The organism is Corynebacterium pacaense, assembly GCF_900169525.1.
In the GTDB taxonomy this organism is placed as follows: Bacteria; Actinomycetota; Actinomycetes; order Mycobacteriales; family Mycobacteriaceae; genus Corynebacterium; species Corynebacterium pacaense.
The window spans coordinates 1-7,014 of sequence record NZ_LT821234.1 but is presented as its reverse complement, the minus strand read 5'-3'; the positions used below and the strand labels follow the sequence as shown (position 1 = coordinate 7,014).

The window sequence follows — 7,014 nt, the reverse complement described above, 5'->3', positions numbered from 1 at the left end:
ACGGGATCAGCTTGAGCGTGGAGCACGAGTTCTACAGCGCGCTGCTTGAGCTCGACAGTGTATTTGGTGGGCATGTAAGGGTTTCCTTTTCCAATTTCCTACCCTCCATTAAACCCGGGGCGAACCAACCTGCCGGTACCAGCGAGTCTGCTTATCCAGCTCAGGGGCGTATTTCTGCACCCAGCGGTAGATCGTGGTGTGATCGACTGGCACACCCCGCTCGGTCATCATTTCTTCGAGATCGCGGTAGCTCACCCCGTAGCGGCAGTACCACCGCACCGCCCACAGGATGATGTCACGGGGGAAATGCCGACCGGAGAAGATGCCCATGGCTCTGATTATTTCACGCCGGTCTTTCTACTGCCCCAACTTTGCAACAGCACCTTATATATAAGGAGCCCTGTCCGAAAAGGATTCTTAGTGACTATTGGCTGCTGACCGTTTCGACTGCCGACCAGAATCTGGATCGCCAACTCGAGGCGATCGATCCCATCGCTTGAGTGTTAACAGACCAAGTCTCGGGCAAGAAGGGCGCACCCTACTTTGGGCTCGATGAGGGCATCAGTTACCTCCGTGAGGGCGACGATCTCCGGGCATCGTCGATGGGCCAGCTCGCCTGCTCGCTGGTTGATCTTCGTCAGCTGGTCACCCGGATTCTGAGGGAGGGGCCTCGGTCCGCTCCTTTGCGGAGTTCGAGCGCTCCTTGATCCGTGAGTACCAGGCCGAGGGTATCGTGCTGGCCAGGGCCGCCGGCCGATGCAAGGGCCAGGCGAAAAACTCGCGGCCGAGCAGATCGAGAAGGGTCGTGAAGGGTCGTGAAGGTATCGCCGCCGACCTGCTCAGGGGAAAGATCGCCTGCGAACTGGGGATAAGCTGATCCGCCCTCTGCCGAGCGTTCCAGTAGCCAGCTAATGCAGGGACAACCCGGGTGCATTGAGGGATCCACGATGAACTAGCCTGATCAGCAGCAGAACAGGACAGTAAATGACAGAATAAATAATTGAAGCTGAAACCAACTTAATGGAACTAACTCACTCACATTAGATCTCCGCTGCTGCCACAACCACGACGTACCGCCTGGAAGGAACACCTTATGCCGCACTTCGACACCCGACGCACACTCCTAATGAATCCAGAAGCAGCCCGTCAAACACTGCTCCAGAACCTGCCGGCCATCAAAGATGTCACGATCACCGATACCGGAAATTCCATCCACATTGATCGCAAGAGACGACTAACCGCCAACAGGTACGCCATGAACGGCACCGTCAACATCAACGGGGACGAACTCAGCATCAGCCTAGATGGGCTCGGCTCCATGCATGAAAAGTTCGCTTCAGAAATATTGGCCTTACTTCCCGAAGGGGCCACCTACGACCACGGCCTAAATGCAGCTCTAGCGAAGATGGAAAAATCCGCGAAACTGTTCGGTTTCCGCGAAATCAGTACCATCCTGGATGACATGCAATCCGGGGAAGAAATCCAGATGATCACCACCGGTACTCTGGATGACAACCTCGGAATTATCGTCCTCACCAATCTCCGCGCGATCATCAAGGACCGCAAGCTCATGGGCAGTGAGATGAAAGAGATCAATCCCACGTCCATCACGTCCTTGTCAACCGGAAAGAAGTTGACGGGCGAGACAGTGAAGATGACGGTCTCTGGCAGTGATCTAGAGATCACGGCGCTGCCACATGGCCGGGGAACTGAGCTTGCTAATCTCCTGCGCCAAGCGATGGGCGGATCCGCACGGCCCACCGCCTCTGCGGCTCCGGTCGAGACCACCCCTGATCCGGTTGCACAGATTGAGAAGCTGGCCGAGCTTCATGCGGCAGGAATTCTCAACGACGACGAGTTCATGCAAGCAAAAGCAAAGGCACTGGGAATCTAGTCCCCCATCCGAGACGGTGCTGTTGCAACTAGGGTTTTCCGCTTACTAACTATTTGATATCGTGCAGCGCAACACAGGTAGAAGATCCGTCGTTTTCATCAAAAATGCGCGTTTGCAACAGCACCGGTCGTCGGGGCGCGGGCGAGATGGTAGATCCACTAATCATGCACCCCCGAAACGCACCCGAAAAATTGCACAGGCTAACCTAATTTAGGTAAACCTGATTCCGGCGCCGCTGTGTGCGGCGCGCCCACTCCTGCGCGTGGAACGCCGCAGGAGGCAGGTTCATTCACCAAGGACAACACCCACCCGGAGGCACCCGTGTCACACCCTTCCCTCTTCTCCCGGCGCGCGCTCGCTGCCGCGACCTCAATCACCATCGTGATCGGCGGTGCCGCGACCGTCGCACCGGCGGCCATCGCGCAGCAGACGCAGACCACGGTGCCCGCCGCGGATCCGGCAACGGTGGTAACCACCGATCTGAACTGGGGCTTCAAGGAGTCGTGGCGAAGCTACCTCGCCAGCTCCTGGACGAAGGGAACGACGCAGGCATCAGCGGGCGCAAGCGTCAACGAGGATGGAAACTTCAGTTTCCCGCAGTCCGCTGAGTCCACCTACGATCCCGCAGGCGGTAAGGGGGAGATCCGGTTCGGAGGGCGCATCACCTTCGCCAGCGAACTGCACGGATTCAGCATCGTCCTGGAAAACCCCACCATCCGGATCGGCGAGGACGGACAGACCGGGGTGCTCAGCGCCGACCTGTCGGAGCTGGCCGACCCGGGTCAGGAGGGGATCTCCCGGGTCGATGTCGCCTCACTCGTTCTCCCCACGCCCGACGTGAGTGAACAGGAAGGGGAGAAAACTTACACCTGGACCGCGGTCGAAGGAGTCTTCCTGGACACACTCCAGCCGAAGGAACTGAACCGTTACGCGAAACAGAGCAGTGATCCCCTCAGCTTCGCCGTCACAGTGAAGGATGCACCGACCAACCCCGGCGGCGAAACACCGACCAACCCCGGCGGCGAAACACCGACCAACCCCGGCGGCGAAACACCGACCAACCCCGGCGGCAAGTCCGGATTCTTCAGCCGGATCCTCGATCTGCTCCGTCAGCTCACCGCCAGCGTGGGCGGGTGGATCACCTCATCCTAGGGTGGGCCAGACCGCATTCCCGGTCGGGTGGGAGGATTTGTGCGCAAGGGCCAGGGGTGGGGAGGCTTCTCGGATCGTCAGTGCGGGTAATCCGCTTCGTCTGAGTCCGTAGGACTCCATCCCCCTTAACCCGGCCGCTTACGGTTCGCCTCGATCCGGGGCGTCGAGAAGCTGGCTTTCATACGGTGCCACCTGCGCCGTTGTCCAACGGTCCGTCACAGGGTCGGGCCCCGTGACTGCACCTGATGTCCACATAGGCCGCAGCGGGGTGGCGGCACCTCCGGCCAACCCGTGCCAGCCGCGCCCCGGACACGGGGCGGGTGCGGCGGAAAGGGTATATTTTACTCTCATGATCACACATCTTTCCACGCTCTTCCTGCGAACCCTGCGTGAGGACCCAGCAGATGCTGAGGTTCCCAGCCACAAGCTGCTCGTCCGTGCGGGTTATATCCGTCGGGTGGCACCCGGTATCTACTCCTGGCTGCCGCTCGGGCTGCGTGCGCTCCGCAATATCGAGAAGGTCGTGCGCGAGGAGATGGACGCGATCGGCGGCCAGGAACTCCTGTTTCCGGGTCTGCTGCCCCGGGAACCCTATGAGGTCACCTACCGCTGGACGGAGTACGGTGATTCGCTGTTCCGGTTGAAGGATCGCAAGGGCGGGGATTACCTTCTAGGACCCACCCACGAGGAGATGTTCGCCTCCACGGTCAAGGATCTCTACAACTCCTACAAGGATTTTCCGGTCACCCTCTACCAGATCCAAACCAAGTACCGCGATGAGGAGCGGCCCAGGGCGGGCATTCTCCGCGGCCGTGAGTTCGTGATGAAGGATTCCTATTCCTTCGACATGAGCGACCAGGGACTCGAGGAGTCCTACAACAGGCACCGTGCCGCCTATCAGCGCATCTTCGACCGTCTCGGCATTGAGTATGTGATCTGTCGGGCGACCTCGGGTGCGATGGGTGGGTCGGCGTCCGAGGAGTTCCTCGCGGTGTCCGACAACGGCGAGGACACTTTCGTCCGCGCGAGTGATGGTGAGTTTGCGGCGAACGTGGAGGCGGTGATCACGCAGCCGGGTGAGACGCGGTCGATCGAGGGGCTGCCGGAAGCGGTGGTCCATGAGACCCCTGTTGCAGAGACCATCGATACACTCGTGGAGTGGGCAAACTCCATCAACGTCCGCATCGACGACCGCGGGGTGGCTGCAGCAGACACCCTGAAGTGCATCGTGGTCAAGGTACGCGAACCCGGTGCCACGGAGTGGGAGCTGACCGGCATCCTCGTACCGGGGGACCGCGAAGTGGATATCAAGCGCCTCGAGGCCTCCCTGGAACCGGCGGAGGTCGAACTGGCCTCGGAGGCTGATTTCGCGGCAAATCCCTTCCTGGTCAAGGGCTACGTCGGGCCGATCGGCCTGAGCCGCAATGGAGTGCGCGTCCTGGCGGACCCACGGGTTGTCACAGGCACCTCCTGGATCACCGGTGCCGATGAAAGGGAACGGCATGTTGTCGGACTCGTCGCAGGGCGAGACTTCGTACCCGACGGCTTCATTGAGGCGGCGGAGATCAGGGAGGGCGATCCCGCCCCCGCGGGCCAGGGAACGCTGACCCTGCAGCGCGGCATTGAGATCGGCCACATCTTCCAGCTGGGTCGGAAGTACACCGAGGCATTCGACGTGCAGATCCTCGATGAGAACGGCAAACGCGCCGTCCCCACCATGGGTTCCTATGGAATAGGGGTTTCCAGGCTGCTGGCGGTGATCGCTGAGCAGCGCCATGATGAGGCGGGGCTGAACTGGCCGATCGAGGTGGCGCCCTACCAGGTCCACGTGGTCGCGGCGAACAAGGACGCCGCGGCGATGGAGGCCGCCGGCCGCTTCGCCGACGAGCTGTCCGCCACCGGTCTCGACGTGCTTTTCGACGACCGGGCCAAGGTGAGCCCGGGTGTGAAGTTCAAGGATGCCGAGCTGCTCGGCATGCCGTACACCCTGGTGCTCGGCCGCGGTTACGCCGCAGGAACGGTGGAGGTGCGCGTCCGTGGGGGCGAGACGGTGGAGATCCCGGCCGAGAATGCCGTGGACACCCTGCTCGGGCTCATCCGCGGCTAGCGAGGACGACCGCCAGGGCCCAGCCGGTCCGCCTTCCGCGCGGTGTTCTGCCGCGCTGGAAGGGAGAACAACTGCACGCACCCTGCGATCCGGTACCGAACATGGTCGCCGGGTTGCAGGGTGCGTGTAGTTCTTCCCGCTGCGGGTGGGACCGCGGAGCCTAGAGATGCTCCCCGGTACCGAGCTCGATGCCCAGACCGGGCACCGCATTGATCAGATCCCGGGTGTAGGCCTGCTCGGGGTTGTTGAAGATGTCATCGGTGCGGCCCGCCTCCACGATCCGACCCTTCTGCATGACCACCACATCGTCCGCGGTCTGACGTACCACCGCCAGGTCGTGGGTGATGAAGAGGTAGGTGAGTTCCAGATCGGACTGCAGCTCGGCGAGGAGCCGCAGGATCTGATTCTGCACCAGTACATCAAGTGCGGAGACGGCCTCGTCCAGCACGATCACCTCGGGATTGAGTGCCAGCGCGCGGGCGATGGCGATGCGTTGGCGCTGACCCCCGGAGAGCTCGTTGGGGTAGCGGCGCATGGTCGATCGAGGCATGGAAACCATGTCCAGGAGCTCGGCGACGCGATTCTCCCGCGCCTTGCGGTCACCTCCGACCTTGTGGATCACCAGTGGTTCCTCGATGCACCGGTAGATCGAGTACATCGGATCGAGGGAACCGTAGGGATTCTGGAAGACCACCTGAAGCTTGCGCCGCATGGCGAACAGTTCCCTGGCGCCGAGGGTGGACAGATCGGTGCCGTTGTAGAACACCTGGCCGCTCGTCGGATCGATGAGGTTGAGCACCATGTTCGCCACGGTGGACTTTCCGGAACCTGATTCGCCCACCAGGGCGGTGGTGGTGCCCTTCCGGACGTAGAAGGAGACATCATCGACCGCCTTGAGGGTCTTCTTGTCCCCACGCGCGCCACGGATATCAAACTCTTTGGTCAGGTTTCGTACCTCGATGACGCGCTGTTCCGACTCGGTTGCCTTGTCCGTGGTCAAAAGTTCTGCGGTGTCCACCCCTTTTTCCCGTGCGCTCTGGATACGAGCGGAGGCGAGGGAGGGTGCCGCCTTGACCAGTCGTCGGGTGTAGGGATGCTGCGGATTGCGCAGGATCTTCAGACTGGGTCCGGACTCGACGATCCGTCCGCGGTGCATGACCACGAGATGTTCCGCGCGTTCGGCGGCGAGACCGAGATCGTGGGTGATAAACAGCACCGCGGTGCCGAGCTCCCTGGTCAGGGTTCCAAGATGGTCCAGGATCTGCCGCTGGACCGTCACGTCCAGGGCGGAGGTGGGTTCGTCGGCGATGAGGAGCTTTGGTCGTGCGGCCAGGCCGATGCTGATGAGCGCTCGTTGGCGCATTCCGCCGGAGAACTCATGTGGATACTGCTTGGCGCGGCGTTCGGCATCGGGGAGTCCGGCCTCTTCGAGCAGCTCGGTGACGCGGGAGTCCATCTCGGAGCCGGGGACCACGTGGTTGGCCCGAAGCGATTCCTTGACCTGGGTGCCGATCCGCCAGACCGGGTTGAGGTTGGTCATGGGATCCTGGGGCACGAGTCCGATCTCGGAGCCGCGGTACTTCTGCATCTGCTTGTCGCTGAGTCCGGTGATATCCGCACCCTCAAAGAGGATGGAACCCTCGGTGACCTTTCCGGTTCCCGGAAGCAGACCGATAATCGACATAGCTGTGGTGGACTTGCCGGACCCGGACTCACCGACGATGGCCACGGACTGCCCCGGATACACCGTCAGGTTCGCGCCGCGGACGGCATCGACGACTCCGGTGGAGGAGGTGAAGGAGATCTTGAGGTTGCGGAGCTCCAGCAGGGGCTTCTCGCCGCCGTGTGCGGGGGTGGGTGG

General features: G+C 61.7%; 5 protein-coding genes and 1 pseudogene. 4 read left to right on the top strand and 2 right to left on the bottom strand.

What is annotated here, in order from left to right:
• Positions 1 to 126: 126 nt before the first annotated feature.
• A pseudogene (locus tag B7E02_RS00185) lies at positions 127 to 330 on the bottom strand (IS6 family transposase); the annotation flags it as partial.
• 373 nt (positions 331 to 703) lie between these two features.
• Here B7E02_RS00185 and B7E02_RS14255 point away from each other — a divergent pair.
• The 4 genes from B7E02_RS14255 to B7E02_RS00170 all read left to right on the top strand — a co-directional run bounded on the left by B7E02_RS14255 (position 704) and on the right by B7E02_RS00170 (position 5,153).
• Entirely contained in the window at positions 704 to 877 is a 174-nt protein-coding gene (locus B7E02_RS14255) for a hypothetical protein (RefSeq protein ID WP_179129614.1), read from the top strand.
• A gap of 216 nt (positions 878 to 1,093) precedes the next feature.
• Positions 1,094 to 1,894, top strand: a complete 801-nt coding sequence (locus B7E02_RS14250; protein ID WP_080791595.1) for a PH domain-containing protein — start codon at positions 1,094 to 1,096, stop codon at positions 1,892 to 1,894.
• Between the two features lie 321 nt (positions 1,895 to 2,215).
• Complete coding sequence (locus tag B7E02_RS00175; protein ID WP_179129613.1) at positions 2,216 to 3,046, top strand: HtaA domain-containing protein; 831 nt, start codon at positions 2,216 to 2,218, stop codon at positions 3,044 to 3,046.
• A gap of 349 nt (positions 3,047 to 3,395) precedes the next feature.
• Complete coding sequence (locus B7E02_RS00170; RefSeq protein WP_080791587.1) at positions 3,396 to 5,153, top strand: proline--tRNA ligase; 1,758 nt, start codon at positions 3,396 to 3,398, stop codon at positions 5,151 to 5,153.
• Positions 5,154 to 5,313: 160 nt separating this feature from the next.
• On the opposite strand, the gene B7E02_RS00165 is transcribed toward B7E02_RS00170, so the two are convergent.
• The gene (locus tag B7E02_RS00165) at positions 5,314 to 6,981 is read right to left on the bottom strand and encodes a dipeptide ABC transporter ATP-binding protein (RefSeq protein ID WP_080791593.1); all 1,668 of its coding nucleotides are present in this window, start codon (positions 6,979 to 6,981) and stop codon (positions 5,314 to 5,316) included.
• Positions 6,982 to 7,014 lie beyond the last annotated feature (33 nt).